14 protein-coding genes and 1 pseudogene are annotated in these 15,166 nt (G+C 65.8%); 10 read left to right on the plus strand and 5 right to left on the minus strand.

Features of this window, described 5'->3' with window-relative positions; all coding sequences use genetic code 11:
* Complete coding sequence (locus CSW63_RS12055) at positions 1 to 447, plus strand: type II toxin-antitoxin system RatA family toxin (protein ID WP_062093940.1); 447 nt, start codon at positions 1 to 3, stop codon at positions 445 to 447.
* Here CSW63_RS12055 and CSW63_RS12060 read toward each other — a convergent pair.
* Positions 444 to 935, minus strand: a complete 492-nt coding sequence (locus tag CSW63_RS12060; RefSeq protein ID WP_062093939.1) for a CinA family protein — start codon at positions 933 to 935, stop codon at positions 444 to 446. The genes CSW63_RS12055 and CSW63_RS12060 overlap by 4 nt on opposite strands.
* A 38-nt stretch (positions 936 to 973) precedes the next feature.
* Complete coding sequence (locus CSW63_RS12065) at positions 974 to 2,122, minus strand: bifunctional 2-C-methyl-D-erythritol 4-phosphate cytidylyltransferase/2-C-methyl-D-erythritol 2,4-cyclodiphosphate synthase (protein WP_062093938.1); 1,149 nt, start codon at positions 2,120 to 2,122, stop codon at positions 974 to 976.
* A gap of 99 nt (positions 2,123 to 2,221) precedes the next feature.
* Between CSW63_RS12065 and dusB the strand changes: the two genes are divergently transcribed.
* From dusB to hflX, 8 genes are all read left to right on the plus strand, one after another.
* Complete coding sequence (gene dusB, locus CSW63_RS12070; RefSeq protein ID WP_062093937.1) at positions 2,222 to 3,229, plus strand: tRNA dihydrouridine synthase DusB; 1,008 nt, start codon at positions 2,222 to 2,224, stop codon at positions 3,227 to 3,229.
* Positions 3,226 to 4,347 carry a nitrogen regulation protein NR(II) gene (locus CSW63_RS12075; protein ID WP_062093936.1) on the plus strand — a complete coding sequence of 374 codons (1,122 nt, stop codon included), beginning with the start codon at positions 3,226 to 3,228 and terminating at the stop codon, positions 4,345 to 4,347. The genes dusB and CSW63_RS12075 overlap by 4 nt, the downstream gene beginning before the upstream one ends.
* The gene (locus tag CSW63_RS12080) at positions 4,344 to 5,765 is read left to right on the plus strand and encodes a sigma 54-interacting transcriptional regulator (protein ID WP_062093935.1); all 1,422 of its coding nucleotides are present in this window, start codon (positions 4,344 to 4,346) and stop codon (positions 5,763 to 5,765) included. Before CSW63_RS12075 ends, CSW63_RS12080 begins: the two co-directional genes overlap by 4 nt.
* Before the next feature lie 63 nt (positions 5,766 to 5,828).
* Positions 5,829 to 8,072: a PAS domain-containing sensor histidine kinase gene (locus CSW63_RS12085; protein WP_062093934.1), complete on the plus strand. Its 2,244-nt coding sequence runs from the start codon at positions 5,829 to 5,831 to the stop codon at positions 8,070 to 8,072.
* Positions 8,069 to 9,457, plus strand: a complete 1,389-nt coding sequence (gene ntrX / locus CSW63_RS12090) for a nitrogen assimilation response regulator NtrX (RefSeq protein WP_062093933.1) — start codon at positions 8,069 to 8,071, stop codon at positions 9,455 to 9,457. Before CSW63_RS12085 ends, ntrX begins: the two co-directional genes overlap by 4 nt.
* Positions 9,458 to 10,321 (plus strand): D-amino-acid transaminase, encoded by an 864-nt coding sequence (locus CSW63_RS12095; protein WP_099503532.1) that lies wholly within the window; start codon positions 9,458 to 9,460, stop codon positions 10,319 to 10,321.
* Positions 10,322 to 10,477: 156 nt separating this feature from the next.
* The gene (gene hfq / locus CSW63_RS12100; protein WP_010919613.1) at positions 10,478 to 10,726 is read left to right on the plus strand and encodes an RNA chaperone Hfq; all 249 of its coding nucleotides are present in this window, start codon (positions 10,478 to 10,480) and stop codon (positions 10,724 to 10,726) included.
* Between the two features lie 12 nt (positions 10,727 to 10,738).
* Positions 10,739 to 12,085 (plus strand): GTPase HflX, encoded by a 1,347-nt coding sequence (gene hflX, locus CSW63_RS12105; protein ID WP_062093931.1) that lies wholly within the window; start codon positions 10,739 to 10,741, stop codon positions 12,083 to 12,085.
* Here the strand turns inward: hflX and rpiB are convergent.
* Genes rpiB through CSW63_RS12120 form a run of 3 tightly spaced genes read right to left on the minus strand, consistent with a single transcriptional unit; the run spans position 12,060 to position 14,726 of the window.
* Positions 12,060 to 12,524, minus strand: a complete 465-nt coding sequence (gene rpiB / locus CSW63_RS12110; protein WP_062093930.1) for a ribose 5-phosphate isomerase B — start codon at positions 12,522 to 12,524, stop codon at positions 12,060 to 12,062. The two genes, hflX and rpiB, sit on opposite strands and share 26 nt — an antisense overlap.
* Positions 12,524 to 13,351 (minus strand): nucleoside triphosphate pyrophosphohydrolase, encoded by an 828-nt coding sequence (gene mazG / locus CSW63_RS12115; RefSeq protein WP_082749340.1) that lies wholly within the window; start codon positions 13,349 to 13,351, stop codon positions 12,524 to 12,526. The genes rpiB and mazG overlap by 1 nt, the downstream gene beginning before the upstream one ends.
* Positions 13,314 to 14,726, minus strand: coding sequence for an MFS transporter (locus tag CSW63_RS12120; RefSeq protein ID WP_062093929.1), 1,413 nt, complete (start codon positions 14,724 to 14,726; stop codon positions 13,314 to 13,316). The genes mazG and CSW63_RS12120 overlap by 38 nt, the downstream gene beginning before the upstream one ends.
* Before the next feature lie 128 nt (positions 14,727 to 14,854).
* Here CSW63_RS12120 and CSW63_RS23785 point away from each other — a divergent pair.
* Positions 14,855 to 14,998, plus strand: a pseudogene (locus CSW63_RS23785) (hypothetical protein); the annotation flags it as partial.
* Positions 14,999 to 15,166: the final 168 nt, after the last annotated feature.

Here is a 15,166-nt window from a genome sequence, read left to right on the forward strand (position 1 = left end):
TTGCATCGACACGTCGTTACGAAGCTGCTGCCTTACACGCCCGATCAGCTGTTCGAGCTGGTCGGAGACGTCGAGGCATATCCGAAGTTCGTCCCCTGGATCACCGGGATGCGCACTTGGAATAGCCGCGTCGAAGGCTCAGTCAGCTTGGTGGACGCAGAGGCCCAGGTCGGCTTTTCGTTTTTGCGTGAGAAGTTTGCTACGCGCGTGCGGCGCGACCGGGGCGCGCGCTCAATCGACGTCAGCCTGCTCTACGGGCCCTTCAAGCGCCTCAACAACGGCTGGCGCTTCGTGCCTGAGGGGGATGCGACGCGGGTCGAATTCGTTATCGAGTTTGCCTTCAAGTCCGCTCTACTCGACGCGATGCTGGCGGCCAATATGGACCGTGCGGCGGGCAAGCTGATCGCCTGTTTCGAGGCACGCGCGCAGCAACTCCACGGCGCTTAGGCGACAGCCTCTCGAAGCATCTCCAGCGCGGTCCGGACGGCGGCGAGTTGGACGGCCTCGCGCGTCTCGCCATCGAAACGCTCTTGGCGGTGCGTCACCGAGCGGTTGGCGCGCGCCACCGCGAAATGCACCGTACCGACGGGCTTCATAGGCGTTCCGCCGCCTGGCCCGGCGACGCCGGTGATGGCGACCGCCACATGGCCATTGCTCTCCCGCAGAGCGCCCTCAGCCATCGCGCGCGCCACCGGTTCGGACACCGCGCCGTAGTCGGCGAGGAGATCCCCCGCCACGCCCAGCATCTCGGACTTGGCGCGGTTGGTGTAGGTCACGAAGCCCCGCTCAAACACATCCGAAGCGCCGGAGATCGAGCAGATTGCACCGGCCACAAGCCCGCCCGTACAGCTCTCCGCCGTCACAAGCCGTAGGGACCGCGCGCGCGCTTCGTCGATCAGCAGGCGCGACAGGGTCTGGATTTCGAGGGGGAACATGAGGGTCTCCGATCTCGCGGGCATTCAGCCTAACTCAATCAGGCGGGCGTCTCGACGGCGACGACGGCCGAGGCGGCCAGGCCTTCGCCACGACCGGTGAAGCCCATTTTCTCGGTCGTGGTCGCCTTGACGCTGACCCGGTCAAGAGGGAGCGAAAGGATGTCGGCCAGACGTTCGCGCATCGCTTGCCGGTGCGGCTTGATCTTGGGCCGTTCGCAGATCAGCGTGACGTCGACATTGATGAGCGCGCCGCCCCTCGCGATGACCAGATCAACGGCGTGTTTCAGGAACTGGTCAGAGGCCGCGCCCTTCCACTTCGGATCCGTCGGCGGGAAATGGTCGCCGATGTCGCCTTCTCCGATCGCGCCCAGGATAGCGTCGGTCAGCGCGTGCAGGCCGGCGTCCGCGTCGGAGTGTCCAATGAGCGTTTCGTCATGCTTTATGGCGACGCCGCACAGCCAGACTTCCTCGCCCGGTCCCCAACGATGCGCATCGAAGCCTTGCCCGACGCGGGTCACGCGCGCAGCGCCGGCGAGACGTTCAGCCATGGCGAAATCCTCTGGATAGGTGAGTTTGCTCAGAAGCGGATCGCCTTGCGTGATCACGATGCGGCCGCCCACCGCTTCGACCACCTGGGCGTCGTCGGTGGGTTCGGGACCGGACCAGGCTGCATACGCGGTCAATAGGCGGTCGCGCCGGGCCGCCTGAGGCGTTTGGGCGCGCCAGAGATGGTCGCGAGACGTGGTTTGGATCTCGTCGCCGGGCGTCTGGCGCTTGAGGGTGTCGGCGACGGCCAAGGCGGGGAGGGCGAGATCCGCCGTCGCCAGCGCCCCCAGCAGATTGTCGATGACCGCGCGCGTCACGAAGGGCCGAGCCGCATCGTGGACCATCACGGGTTCACCGGCCGGACGATTGGACAGCGCCGCCAGCCCAGCTTGCACCGATAAGGCGCGGCTCGCCCCGCCCCGAGCGCTCCGCCATCCTGAAAGACCGGCTAGAACGGAAGGCAGGACCTTTTCTCCATCCTCTGTCGTCACGATGACGACTTCAGCCGCGCCCGCCGCCAGAAAGGTTTCGACCGACCAGCGCAGCACGGGCTTTCCGGCGAGAAGTCGCCATTGCTTGGCCTGGCCGGGGCCGGCCCTGGTCCCTGAGCCGGCGGCGACAATCACGACAGAGAAGGTCATGTCGGGTGTTTAGTCTCGCCACGTCGCTTGTCCAGTCGATCCGGGCTTTACTGCGGCGCACAATGTGCCTAAAAAGACAGCTTCGGGGATGATTACAAAATGAGCATCAAGCTCGATATCGGTGGCGTCGAGGTTCCGGGGCGGGTGTGGATTGCGCCCATGACCGGTGTGTCAGACCTGCCGTTCCGAGAGACGGCCTCGGCGCTCGGCGCGCCTTATGTGGCCACGGAAATGGTCGCCAGCGCGGAATTCGCGAGGGGAAGGCCTGATGTCGTGCGTCGCGCGGCGGTCGGAGACGGGCTCCCGTTGACGGTGATCCAGCTGGTCGGACGCGATGTCGCCTTCATGGCGCAGGGCGCGCGAATGGCTCAAGAGGCCGGCGCCGAGATCGTCGACCTGAACTTCGGCTGCCCTGCCAAGGAGGTCGCGGCCGGGGCGGCTTGCGGATCGGCGCTGATGCGCGAGCCCGAACTTGCCGAGGCCTTGGTGGCCGCGGCCGTCGAGGCGGTCGACGTTCCGGTGACGGTCAAGATGCGGCTCGGTTGGGACAGCGATAGCCTCAACGCGCCGGATATCGCGCGTCGCGCAGAAGCCGCAGGCGCAAAGGCCATCACGGTGCACGGCCGCACGCGCAATCAGTTCTATAAAGGTGTCGCCGACTGGTCGGCCGTGGCTGCGGTGAAGGATGCGGTGTCGGTGCCCGTTCTTGTGAACGGCGACATCGTCGACGGCGACAGCGCAAAACGGGCGCTCGCGCAGTCCGGCGCTGACGGGGTCATGATCGGGAGGGGCGTCTATGGCCGCCCTTGGATCGCCGGCGCGATCGAGGCGGCCCTGATGGGGGAGGGCTTCCGGGAGCCGGACGCCGAGGAGCGCCTGGCGATCGCAATCACGCATTTTCGTCGAAGCCTGTCCTTCTACGGGGAGCGTCTTGGTCTGAAAATGTTCCGCAAACACTTGGCGTCCTACATTGAGGCGGCGCCCTGGCCCGAAACCGCCGAGGCGCGCCGGGCCGCGCGCGCCAGCCTATGTCGGCTCGAAGATCCGGCGGCGGTCGAAAGCGCGCTCCACGATCTTTGGATCGCGGAGCGGAGGAGCGCGGCATGACGGATCGTGCTCGCGTTCTCGGCGGGGTCGCCACCGAAGCGCTCAAGGCGGCGGCTTTCGAACTGAGCCCCGAGCCCGCCTTGGTGGTGGATCACGACGGCGGTTTGATTGCGGTCAACGAAGCCGCCGAAGCGCTGTTTGGACACGGACTTTCGCTCCTGGCGCGCGGACGTTTCCGAGCCGCCTTGCCGCCCGGGTCGGTGCTGGTGTCTCTACTGGATCGGGCCGTGTTTGAGGGCGCGCTGGTTCGTGAGCATGGAGTCGAAGTCAATCTCTTTGGCCAGCCTCCGTTCGAGGCTGATGGTGCGGCGGTTCCGCTTGGCGATGGCTCCGTCCTTCTGACCTTGCACGTCAAGGGCGTGCTTGGGGTTGATCGAAGCGCGGAAGCCGCCGGACTTCGCTCGGTGGTGGGCCTTGGAAAGATGTTGGCCCACGAGATCAAGAACCCGCTCGCCGGCATTCGCGGCGCGGCGCAACTGCTGAAGACGGGGGCGAGCGCGGTTGACCAGCCGCTGGCGCAACTGATCGTCGATGAAACCGACCGGATTCGGCGTCTCGTCGACCGGATGGAGGCCTTCTCGGAACAGGCTCCGACGTCGCGGGAAGCCGTCAATATTCACCAGGTGCTGGACCGCGTCCGCGCTTTGGTGGCTAACGGGGTGGCAGATGGGTTGACGCTCAAGGAGAGCTATGACCCGTCGCTGCCGCCGGTGTGGGGTGACGAGGATCACCTGATCCAGATTTTCCTCAATCTCATGAAGAACGCCGCCGAAGCGGCTCATATGCGGGGCGATGACCGCGGCGTGCTGTCGATCCACACAGCCTGGCGACCCGGTGTTCGCGTGCGAGGCGCCGACGGCAAGGCCGCCAGCGGCGCGCCGATCGAGGTGCGGGTGATCGACAACGGGCCGGGCGTGCCTGCAAGCCTGCGCGATCACCTCTTCCAACCCTTTGTCACCACCAAGTCGAATGGCACGGGCCTGGGACTGGCCTTGGTCACAAAATTGGTCACCGCCCACGGCGGACTGATCGATTTCGAGTCCGAACCCGGTCGCACGGTGTTTCGCGTGCTGTTGCCTGTTGCCCCTGAAGCCGCTTCCGGAGACGTCCGAGCATGAACGCCGCGAGCAAGAAAATCCTGATCGCCGACGACGACAGCTCGGTTCGTCTGGTCCTCAGCCAAGCCTTCACGCGCCTGGGCTACCAGGTGCGCGCTACAGGCAACGCGACCACGCTCCTCAAGTGGGTCACCGACGGAGAGGGCGATCTGGTCGTCACGGACGTGATGATGCCCGACGAGAATGTCTTCGACGTACTCCCGCGCATCCGCAAGGAGCGTCCCAAGCTCCCGATCATCGTGATGAGCGCCCAGAACACGCTTCTGACGGCCGTCAATGCGGCCGACGCCGGCGCCTTCGAGTATGTGTCCAAGCCGTTCGATCTCGATGACGTGACCGCCGCCGCGCGGCGGGCGCTTTCCCGACCGGCGGACAGCGAAGCGTCAAAGGCGCAAGCGCGCGCCATGCGTGATGAGCGCCTGCCTCTGATCGGCCGCTCCGCGCCGATGCAGGAAGTGTATCGCACCATTGCGCGCTTGGTCGGGGCCGACTTGACGGTCTTGATCTTGGGCGAAAGCGGGACCGGCAAGGAACTGGTGGCGCGGGCGCTCCACGAACTCGGCCGCCGGAGGGATGGCAAGTTCGTGGTCATCAATCTCGCCGCCGTGCCCAGGGAGCGGGTGGAGGCGGAACTCTTTGGCCGGGGCGAGGGCGATAACGGACGCCTGATCGAGGCCGATGGCGGCACGCTGTTTCTTGACGAGATCGGCGACATGCCGCTCGATGCTCAGACGCGCCTTTTGCGTGTGATCGACGGCACCGAACCTGTCATCAACCCGAAGACGGGGCGCCGTCCGAATGTGCGGATCATCGCCGCAACCAATCGCGATCTGCGTGGCCTTATTCAGCAAGGCTTGTTCCGCGAGGACCTCTTCTTCCGCTTGAACGTGGCGCCGGTCCGACTGCCGCCGTTGCGCGACCGCGCCGAGGATATTCCCGATCTGGCGCGGACCTTCCTGCTGCGCGCCGCGCGCGAGGGGCTTCCTGCCAAGACGATCGATCAGGGCGCTTTGGATCGTCTGAAAAGCCACCCCTGGCCCGGCAATGTTCGCGAGCTGGAAAACCTGATGCGCCGGATGTGCGCGCTCTACGCGGAAGAGCTCATCACCGCGCGCATCGTCGATCGTGAGCTTCAGGACCACACGCCGGCCGTGCGCTCGGAGGAGGGCCCGGTGACGCTGTCGACGCTCGTCGAGCGTCATCTGGCCTCGCACTTCGCCGACCAGCCCGACGGCGTTCCCGCGCCGGGCCTGTATGACCGTATTCTGGAAGAGGTCGAGCGTCCCCTCATTCAGCTGACGTTGTCGGCGACGCGTGGCAACCAGGTTCGGGCGGCGGAAATCCTGGGGCTTAACCGCAATACCCTGCGCAAGAAGATCCAGGACCTCGGCGTGGAAATGACGCGCGGCCGCCGCTGACGCTGCAGCTTTCACGGCACATTACTGTTGAATTTGAGCCACACGCTCCTAAACTCCGGAGCGATGTCTTCAGTGGCTTACGCGACGAGATCCGAAGGTCCGCCAGCCCGGTTCAGCCGGGCTTGGTGGCGGGGCCTCCTGCGGTCACGCTACCTGACCGGCGGCGGCTACGCCTTGGCCGTGATCTTGACGGTTGCGGGCGTCGCGTTGGCCTCGTCGCCCCCGCGCACCGACTCGATCGGTACGGCCAGCACGGTCATCCTGGTCGTGCTCGGCTTCAACCTCGTGCTGATCCTCGGTGTAGCCACCATTGTCGGCCTTAGGCTGTACGACCTGATCGACGCCAGGGCCAGTGACGCAGGGGCCCGACTTCATCTTCGCTTCGTAGGCCTTTTCTCGCTGGCTGCCGTCGCGCCGGCCGTGATCGTGGCGCTGTTTTTTGGCGTGCTTGTCAACCGGGGCGTCGACGGTTGGTTCAGCCAGCGGGTGCAAACGGTGGTCGGAAATTCGGCGAAGGTCGCCAACTCCTACGTCGAGCAGCAGAAGAACTATATTTCCGAACACATAGGGCCAATGGCGGCGAGCCTTAATCAGGCCGCGCCGGCCCTGGCGCAGTCGCCAGTGGCCTTTGGCCACTTCCTTGCGGGTCTTACGCAGGACAACGGCTTCTCCGCCGCCTACGTGCTGGATCGTGATGGACGTATTCTGGCCCGCACCGAGTCGGAGGGCGCGCCGCCCTTCCTGGCTCCGCCGCCCGCGAGCTTCGATTGGGCGGACGGCGGCGAGGCCAGCGCGCAACGATTCGTCTCGACCGATCTTTTTCGGACGCTCTACAAGCTGAAGGGGTTCGAAGACGGCTACCTTTATGTGGTGCGCCCGATCGAGAAGGGCATCCTGACCCACCTGATCGAGACGCAGGACGCGCTGATCTCCTATCGCGACGCCGAGCGGAGCCGGGGTCGGATTCAGGCGATCTTCGGGTTGAGCTACCTGGAGACGGCGCTGCTCGTGCTGGTGGCGGCGATCTGGGTGGGCATAGCCGCCGCCAACTCCATCGCGGGGCCGGTAGCCGGCCTTGTGGAGGCTGCGGGTCGAGTCTCTGGCGGCGATCTCGACGCGCGGGTAGAGGCGGACCGCGGCCCGGAGGAAATACGGGCCTTGTCCAACGCCTTCAACATGATGACCAGCGAACTGCAGCTACAGCAGGCCGCGCTGAAGGCGGCCAGTCTGGACGCGGAGAGCCGGCGCCAGTTCATCGAGACCATCCTGTCCGGGGTCAGCGCAGGCGTGGTCAGCCTCGACGATCGTGGAATGATCTCGGCGGTCAATCGACGAGCGGTCGCTCTACTGGGCTTGCCTGACGACGCGCTCGGCGTGGACTTGATCCATCTGGCGCCTGAATTCGCGACGGTGATGACGGCGCTCGCGGAAAGCCGCCCCGACACCGATGTCGAGGTGGACATCATGCGCGAGGGCGAAACGCGCCGATTGAGGGTGCGCGCCGCCGGCCATGTTGCCCAGGGCCTTGTTCTGACGTTTGACGACATCACGCGTCTCGTCGCCGCTCAGCGCAACGCCGCCTGGAAGGATGTCGCGCGGCGGATCGCTCACGAGATCAAGAACCCGCTGACACCCATCCAGCTCTCCGCCGAGCGGCTTCGCCGCAAATATCGCAAGGAGATCGCGAGTGATCTGGAGACGTTTGATCGGTGCACCGACACCATCATTCGCCAAGTCGGCGACATCGGCCGCATGGTCGACGAGTTTTCCGCCTTCGCCCGTATGCCCGCGCCACGGTTCGAACCTGGTAACTTGACGGAGATGCTTCGCCAGGCCGTGTTTGCTCAGCGGTTCCAGGACGCCGAGATCGAGGTGACCCTGGAGGAAGCCGGGGATGCGGACGTCTGGATAACCTGCGATACCCGGATGGTCGGGCAGGCCCTGACAAACATCCTGAAGAACGCCGGCGAGGCGGTGGGCGCGCGTCGTTCGACTGAGCCGGCGCTTCGAGGGCGCATCACTGCGACGCTGGTCTGCGGCGCCGACGACCTCTGCGTGAGCATTGAGGACAACGGTGTGGGCCTGCCCGCCAAGGATCGGGATCGCTTGACCGAGCCCTATGTGACGACGCGCGAGAAAGGCACGGGCCTCGGCCTGGCCATCGTCAAGCGGATCATGGAGGACCACGGCGGTAGCCTGGCCCTCGTCGATGCGCGCGAGCCGCCTGGCGCACGCGTGATCATGAAGTTTCCAACGACCGCGCGCCTGCTCGTCGCGGCCCAGAGTGGCGTTGAGGAGATGATATGAGCGCCGACGTTCTTGTCGTGGATGACGAAGCCGACATCCGTGAACTGGTGGCCGGGATTCTCGAGGACGAAGGCTACGCTGTTCGTACCGCCGCCGACTCCGACCAAGCCCTCGCCGCGATCCGGGCGCGCAAGCCTGCGCTCCTGGTCCTGGATATCTGGATGCAGGGCGGGGGCATGGACGGGCTGGAGTTGCTCGACATGGTCAAGGCGCTGGACGCTGATCTGCCAGTCATCATGATTTCGGGGCACGGCAATATCGAGACCGCCGTCAGCGCCATCAAGCGTGGCGCCTACGAGTTCCTGGAAAAGCCGTTCAAGTCGGATCGCCTGTTGCTGGTTGTCGAGCGCGCCCTGGAAGCCGCCGGCCTCCGTCGAGAGAACCGGCGCCTGCGGACGCAAACGCTCGCGCCAGACGGTCTGATCGGCAAATCCGCGCCCGCTCAGGCCTTGCGCCAGCTGATCCTGAAGGTCGCGCCGGCCAACAGCCGGGTGCTGGTCTCGGGTCCGCCGGGCTCGGGCAAGGAGCTCGTCGCGCGGCTCATCCACGGCGCCAGCGCTCGCGCCCGCCAGGAGTTCGTCGCCGTCAGCGCGGCCGGCATGGCGCCGGAGCGCCTCGATGTGGAGCTCTTCGGCGAAGAAGGCGAAGGCGGTCGTCCACGCAAGATCGGCGTTTTCGAGCGTGCGCACGGCGGGACGCTCTATCTGGACGAAGTCGCAGACATGCCCCGGGAGACGCAGGGGCGAATTCTCCGGGTGCTGGTCGAGCAGCGGTTCCGCCGCGTGGGCGGCGACAACGACGTGCAGGTGGATGTGCGCGTGATCTCGTCCAGTTCACGCGATCTGCGGGACGAGATCGCTGCGGGTCGTTTCCGCGAGGACTTGTTCCATCGCTTGAACGTGGTGCCGGTGCGTGTGCCCGGACTTGCCGAGCGCCGCGAGGACATTCCAGAGCTGATCAACTACTTCGTCGAGCGCATCAGCGAGGCCACGGGCTTGCCCCGTCGACGGCTGGGCGAAGACGCCTTGGCCACGCTGCAGGTGCAGGCTTGGCCGGGTAATGTTCGCCAGCTTCGGAACAATGTCGAACGTATGCTGATCCTGGCGTCCGGAGAGCCGGGGGACGTGATCACCGCCGAGATGCTGTCGGGAACCGAGCAACCCAGCGCCGGCAACGCCGGCGCGATCGGCGCCGAGCGCATTATCGCCCTGCCGCTGCGGGAGGCGCGGGAGCTGTTCGAGCGAGAGTATCTGAATGCTCAGATCCTGCGCTTCGGCGGCAATATCTCGCGGACCGCCAACTTCATCGGCATGGAGCGCTCAGCGCTGCACCGCAAGCTGAAGTCGCTGGGGGTCTCCGGCGCTCGTGGCGAAGAGGAAGAGTAGATGTCGCGTTTTGCCTATGTGAACGGCCGCTTCGTTCGTCACGGCGAGGCCGCGGTGCATATCGAGGATCGTGGCTATCAGCTTGCCGACGGCGTCTACGAGGTCTGGGCCGTGTTCGACGGCAAGTTGGCCGATGCGGAGGGGCATTTCGCGCGCCTGTGGCGCAGCCTGGATGAGTTACGCATCGCTCATCCAATGACGGAAGCCGCGCTGACGATGGTGCTGCGGGAGGCTGTGCGCCGCAATAAGGTGCGCGATGGTCTCTGCTACCTTCAAGTCACCCGCGGCGTGGCCCGACGTGATCACGCGTTCCCGAACCCCGCCGTGCTTCCGTCCGTTGTCGTGACCGCGAAGTCGATTGACCGGGCGGCGACCGAAGCCAAGGCGGCGCTGGGCGCATCGGTCATTTCTGTCCCCGAGAACCGTTGGGGGCGCTGCGATATCAAGTCGATTGGTCTGCTGCCGAACGCCCTAGCCAAGCAGGCGGCGCGCGAACGGGGCGCGATCGAAGCCTGGTTTGTCGACGATATGGGTCTCGTCACGGAGGGCGCGTCCTCGAACGCGTGGATCATAGACGCCGAGGGGGCGCTTCGCACCCGGGACACCAACGCCAACATCCTGCGCGGCGTCACGCGCTTCACGCTTTTGGATGTGATCCGCGAGAGCGGCATGACGGTGAACGAAAAGCCCTTCACCATCGCGGAGGCTCAGGCCGCGAAAGAGGCCTTTATCACCGGCGCCGGCTCACTGGTGACGCCCATCGTGCAGATCGACGGGGTGAAACTGGGTGACGGAAAGCCGGGTCCGGTGGCGAAACGCCTTCGGGCTCTCTATATCGAGCGCGCGCGTCAGAAGGTGGTCTGAGTTCGATGAGATTTCGGACCGGGCGGCTTTCGGTCGCAAGGTTGGGTGGAATTTTTCGCTGCCGGCGTGTCGCTTTCGGCGAAAAATCATCTAGCATGACCTAGTTTGTGTGGGGGGCGTGTGGCCCTCCGAGAAAAACGAGAGGGGAACCCCCGTATGTCCGCCGAGAAGAAGCAGAATCTTCAGGACACCTTCCTGAACAGCGTCCGCAAGTCGAAGACGCCGCTCACCATCTTCCTCGTCAACGGCGTCAAGCTTCAGGGCGTGGTCAGCTGGTTCGACAATTTCTGTGTCCTGCTGCGCCGCGATGGCCAATCGCAACTGGTCTACAAGCACGCCATTTCCACCATCATGCCGGCTCAGCCTGTTCAGCTCTACGAGCCGAGCGCGGACGCCGACGACTGACCCTAGAGCCGTTTGTCCAAATCCAGTTCCAAGTCGATTGACCACGCCGCGCCGGTCCTGAAGGCGCTCGTGATCCATCCCGTGCGCCCTTTGCGCGGCCAGGCCGCCCTCGAAGCCCGGGATCCCAACGCCCGGCTCGAGGAGGCCGTGGGTCTCGCTGTAGCGCTCGACCTCGACGTCGTGGAGGCGCTGATTGCGCCTCTGCGCGTCGTCACGCCCGCCACCTTGTTCGGCAAGGGCAAGGTCGAGGAATTCGCCGCGATCTGCGAGGTCGAGCACATCGACGTAGCGGTCTTCGACGACCAGCTCACCCCCATCCAGCAGCGCAATCTTGAGAAAGCGCTGGAGGTCAAGGTCGTCGACCGCACGGGCCTTATCCTCGAAATCTTCGCCCGCCGCGCCCGGACCCGCGAAGGTCGCCTGCAGGTCGAATTGGCCAGGCTTGAGTACGAGCGCTCCCGCCTCGTGCGGACCTGGACCCACCTGGAGCGCCAGCGTGGTGGCACCGGCTCGACCGGCGGCCCGGGCGAAACTCAGATCGAAATCGACCGCCGCCTGATCGCCGGCACGATCGTCAAGCTCAAGAAGGAGCTCGATGAGGTTCGTCGGACGCGCACGCTTCACCGCAGCGCCCGCAAGAAGGTTCCGTACCCGACCGTCGCTCTGGTCGGCTACACGAACGCGGGCAAGTCCACGCTTTTCAATCGCCTCACCGAGGCCGAGGTTCTGGCCAAGGACATGCTGTTCGCCACGCTGGATCCCACGCTTCGCACCGTGAAGCTGCCGGACGGTCGCCCGGCGATCATGTCCGACACGGTGGGCTTTATCTCCGACCTGCCGCACGAGCTGGTCGAGGCCTTCCGCGCCACCCTCGAGGAGGTGCAGGAGGCCGACGTCGTGCTGCACGTCCGCGACGTCGCCAATCCCGATAGCGAGGCCCAGGCTCGCGATGTCGAGACGGTGTTATCCGAACTGGGCGTCACGCTCGACGAGGGCAAGACCGTCGTCGAGGTCTGGAACAAGGTCGATCTGCTCTCGGAGGACGATCGCGACATCGTCGAGGGGCAGGCGCGACGCAACGACGCCTCGGCGGTTTCGGCGGTCACGGGCGAGGGCTGCGAAGCCTTGCTGCGCCGCATCGCCGGCCTCATCGATGACTCGCCGCCGGTGGAGGTGAGTCTGGCCGCGCAGGACGGCCAGGCCCTGGCCTGGATCTATCGTAACGGCCGCGTGCTGAGCCGCTATGACGGCCCGGGCGGGGAGGTGACCTTGGTCGCCCGCCTCGACGCCCAAGCCCTGGGACGGTTCGAGCGCCAGTTTCCAGGCGCGCAGGTCAGCGCTGCTGTTCAGTCGTTGTAGCGGCAGGCGGGACTCCGAGTTTCTCGACCCTCGGGGCGTGACGACCACGCGCGAAATCGGTCGCTAGAAACGCTTCTAGGCAAGCCTTGGCCATGTCGATTTCGACAAGGCGCGCCCCCATAGCGATGACGTTGGCGTCGTTGTGCTCGCGACTCAGGCGCGCGGCGGCTGGGTCGCTGACCAAGGCGCATCGGCATCCGGGATGCCGGTTGACGGCGATCGAGATGCCGATGCCCGAACCGCAAAGCGCGACGCCATATTCTGATCGTCCGCCGGCGATGTGCTCGGCCAGACCATAGCCGTAGTCTGGATAGTCGCCTTGCTCGCCCTCGCGCCCCCCGAGGTCGGTCACCTCATGGCCACCGGCCTCAAGCCACGTCGCCAGCCTCGCCTTTAGCTCAAGGCCGGCGTGGTCCGAACTGATGGCGATCCGCGCCATCAGCGCTCTTTCTCCGCCGCTTTCGCGTCGTTCCAAAGCGCGTCCATCTCTGCGAGATCGGACTGGTCGGGCGTCTTGCCGCGCTTGGCCAGTTCAGTCTCGACGAAGCCGAAGCGGCGCGTGAACTTGGCGTTGGTGGCCCGCAGGGCGTCTTCAGGGTCAACATCCAGTTTACGGGCCAGGTTGGCGCAGACGAACAGGATGTCGCCCAGTTCCTCGCGCGCCTTGGCCAGGTCGCCGGCTTCGATCTCGACCGCGATCTCGTCGGTCTCCTCCCGCAGCTTGTCGAGCACCTCGTTGGCGGTCGGCCAGTCAAAGCCGACGCGGGCGGCGCGCTTGGTCAGTTTCACCGCGCGGGTGAGGGCGGGCAGGCCGGTCGGCACGTCATCAAGCACGCCCGTCTTGGCCTTCGCCTGGCGCTCCTGCGCCTTCAGCTGTTCCCAGCCCGCGACCTGCGCGGAGAGGTCTTCGTAGGCGTGGTCGCCGAAGACATGCGGGTGGCGGCGGATCATCTTGTCAGAGATGGCGCGCGCCACGTCCGTGATGTCGAACGCCCCTTGCTCCTGCGCCATGCGGGAGTGGAAAACGACCTGCAACAGAAGGTCGCCCAGCTCTTCCTTCAGGTCCGACAGGTCGCCGCGTTCGATGGCGTCGGCGACCTCATAGGCTTCCTCGACCGTATAGGGCGCAATCGTCGCGAAGGTCTGCTCCAGGTCCCAGGGGCAGCCGCCATTCGGATCGCGCAGCTTCGCCATGATTTCGATCAGGGCGAACAGCGGGTGCTGGTCGTCACTCGGCGGGGCCAAGGGCGGCGTTTGAGGGGACATGCGGATCCGAGGGGGCTGGGGACTTGGAAGCGTCCGCCGCCGCCGCGTCCCGCGCCGCAAGCTGGCGCTGGATCTCGGCGAGGCGGGTCGCATCCAGCGGATAGCGCATCATGATGGCGGCGACCACCAGTCCCAGCACGGCCGGCGCGATCGCGTACATGCCGATCAAGGCCGCATCGCCTTCGGGCGTGGACACCTTGGGGTCAAAGCCCATCCAGCCCAGGGCGATGAACACCGCCACCGCCAGGGCGTAGCCCAGTTTCACCGTACCGGTGACGATGGCGTAGAGCAGGCCGGTCTTGTCGACGCCGCTCTCCAGGCGCTCCTCGTCGCCGATGTCGGCCATCATCGAGCGCACCAGCACCGGCGCCGCGGAATACGGCAGGCCGGCCAACACCAGCAGCAACATCCCCATCACGGAGCTTCCGGCGGGCATAAACACCGTGGCGACCTGGACGAAGGCGTAGACAACCGCTGCGACGACCAGCGCCTTGTGCTTGCCCAGCTTCTTGGCCAGAAACGGCCAAAGCGGCGCGCCGGCCAGGGCGGCCAGGAAATAGACCAGCAGCAGTACGCCGGCCTGGGTCTTGTCGAAGCCCTTGATCCGCTCGAAGAAGAACAGGAACAGCGTGCCGGCGATGCCGGGGGCCAGCCCCATCAGCAGGTCGGCGAATAGCAGGCGCTGCACCGACGGGCGCATGAGCAGTCGCCAGTATTGCGCCAGGCCGGTCTTGCCGTGCTGGGGCGGGGCCTGCGGCTCTTTCACCGTGGCGACGGCCAGCAGCACCGTGATCGGCAACAGGATGACGATGAACCACCCCATGGCGCGGATGCTGTCGATGTGGTCGCCCTTGAGCACGCCGGTGATGAAGGGCGGCAGGCACAGCACCAGGATCATCCCGACGACATTGGCGCCCTGCCACCAGCCGTAGATGCGCGAGCGTTGCTGATAGTCGCTGGACAGCACCGCGCCCCAGGCCGTTTGGGACAGCACGACGATCGAGTAGCCGGCGTAAAGCACCGACAGCCAGAACCAGAGATAGAGCGAGCCGACGCCCGGTTCCGCCATGAAAAGCGCATAGCAGCCTGCGGTCAGAATCGGCGCGCCGATCAGCATCCACGGACGGAATCGGCCCATCCGCATGCGGGTCCGGTCCAGCAGCCCGCCGAATAGGGGGTCGAACAGGATGTCGATGAGCTTGACGATCAGGAACGCCGAACCCACGACGGTCAGCGAAAGGCCCAGGGAGTTGATGTAGTACTCGGGCAGATAGACCACGAGCGGCAGGCCCATGGCCGCGACCGGAATGCAGGGCGCGGCGAACGCGGCCAGCGTCCAGGATGACGCCTTCTGAGGAGACTGGGCCTCGGACATACTCTTGCTTCTCCCCGCGCCGTTGATCGCGCTTTCAAACGAGTGTGCGAGGAATATCCGGCAAGCGCTAGCCTGTTCCTCGATATGGAGCACGGCGCCGCCGCTTCACGCGGCGCGCCGCTGAAGGTCTGGAAAGGGCTGCGGAGCGCCGGACATCCGTCCGGAGAAGTTTGTGTTTTTACCGTTTCGACGCAGCCGCAACGCTCCGCGCAGCCGTTATCCGCCAGCGTCCCGGCAGGCGGCTCTGTTGAGGCCTTACCGGGACCCAGGCGCTCCCGTTTCCGAGAGCCCCAGCGGTCGGAGAGGACGGGAAATCGGACAGACCGCAGGCCCCCAACCTGACCGCTTCGCGGTCGTCCGCCCCCACAGGGGGCGAGAGGTTTGCGCCCCTTCTTCCCCCTCTGGGGCAGGAGCGCCGAAGGCGCGGAGGGGGCAAGTAT

Origin of the sequence: Caulobacter sp. FWC26 (assembly GCF_002742645.2) — a bacterium.
Taxonomy (GTDB): Bacteria; Pseudomonadota; Alphaproteobacteria; order Caulobacterales; family Caulobacteraceae; genus Caulobacter.

Coding starts and splice junctions, on each gene's coding strand:
- CSW63_RS12060 (WP_062093939.1), bottom strand. CDS start 935: ATGTTCCCCCTCGAAATCCAGACCCTGTCGCGCCTGCTGATCGACGAA.
- CSW63_RS12065 (WP_062093938.1), bottom strand. CDS start 2,122: ATGACCTTCTCTGTCGTGATTGTCGCCGCCGGCTCAGGGACCAGGGCC.
- dusB (WP_062093937.1), top strand. CDS start 2,222: ATGAGCATCAAGCTCGATATCGGTGGCGTCGAGGTTCCGGGGCGGGTG.
- CSW63_RS12075 (WP_062093936.1), top strand. CDS start 3,226: ATGACGGATCGTGCTCGCGTTCTCGGCGGGGTCGCCACCGAAGCGCTC.
- CSW63_RS12080 (WP_062093935.1), top strand. CDS start 4,344: ATGAACGCCGCGAGCAAGAAAATCCTGATCGCCGACGACGACAGCTCG.
- CSW63_RS12085 (WP_062093934.1), top strand. CDS start 5,829: ATGTCTTCAGTGGCTTACGCGACGAGATCCGAAGGTCCGCCAGCCCGG.
- ntrX (WP_062093933.1), top strand. CDS start 8,069: ATGAGCGCCGACGTTCTTGTCGTGGATGACGAAGCCGACATCCGTGAA.
- CSW63_RS12095 (WP_099503532.1), top strand. CDS start 9,458: ATGTCGCGTTTTGCCTATGTGAACGGCCGCTTCGTTCGTCACGGCGAG.
- hfq (WP_010919613.1), top strand. CDS start 10,478: ATGTCCGCCGAGAAGAAGCAGAATCTTCAGGACACCTTCCTGAACAGC.
- rpiB (WP_062093930.1), bottom strand. CDS start 12,524: ATGGCGCGGATCGCCATCAGTTCGGACCACGCCGGCCTTGAGCTAAAG.
- mazG (WP_082749340.1), bottom strand. CDS start 13,351: ATGTCCCCTCAAACGCCGCCCTTGGCCCCGCCGAGTGACGACCAGCAC.
- CSW63_RS12120 (WP_062093929.1), bottom strand. CDS start 14,726: ATGTCCGAGGCCCAGTCTCCTCAGAAGGCGTCATCCTGGACGCTGGCC.